The sequence below is a fragment of the Microvirga antarctica genome (genome assembly GCF_017921815.1).
In the GTDB taxonomy this organism is placed as follows: Bacteria; Pseudomonadota; Alphaproteobacteria; order Rhizobiales; family Beijerinckiaceae; genus Microvirga; species Microvirga antarctica.
This window is the reverse complement of the sequence record NZ_JAGEMM010000176.1, coordinates 1-283: the sequence shown is the minus strand read 5'-3', so window position 1 is coordinate 283 and position 283 is coordinate 1. Positions and strand designations below refer to the sequence as shown.

At 54.1% G+C, this 283-nt stretch carries 1 protein-coding gene; it reads left to right on the top strand.

The genetic code is table 11. From position 1 onward, the window contains the following. Positions 1-4: 4 nt before the first annotated feature. Positions 5-283: SulP family inorganic anion transporter (locus J4G32_RS21365; protein WP_343232699.1), on the top strand; the 279-nt coding region annotated here is incomplete at its 3' end.

Here is a 283-nt window from a genome sequence, read left to right as displayed (position 1 = left end):
CGGCCTGGCGAGACTGGGGCGATTGATTGAATATATCCCGGTGTCGGTCACGTTGGGTTTTACCTCAGGGATTGGTATTACCATCGGTACCATGCAGATTAAAGATTTTCTTGGTCTGCAGATGGCCCATGTGCCAGAGCACTATTTGCAGAAAGTCGGCGCGCTGTTTATGGCGTTGCCCACCGTCAATATTGGCGATGCCGCCATTGGCGTGGTAACGCTGGGAACGTTGATTTTCTGGCCGCGTCTCGGTATTCGTCTGCCAGGACATCTTCCCGCGCTG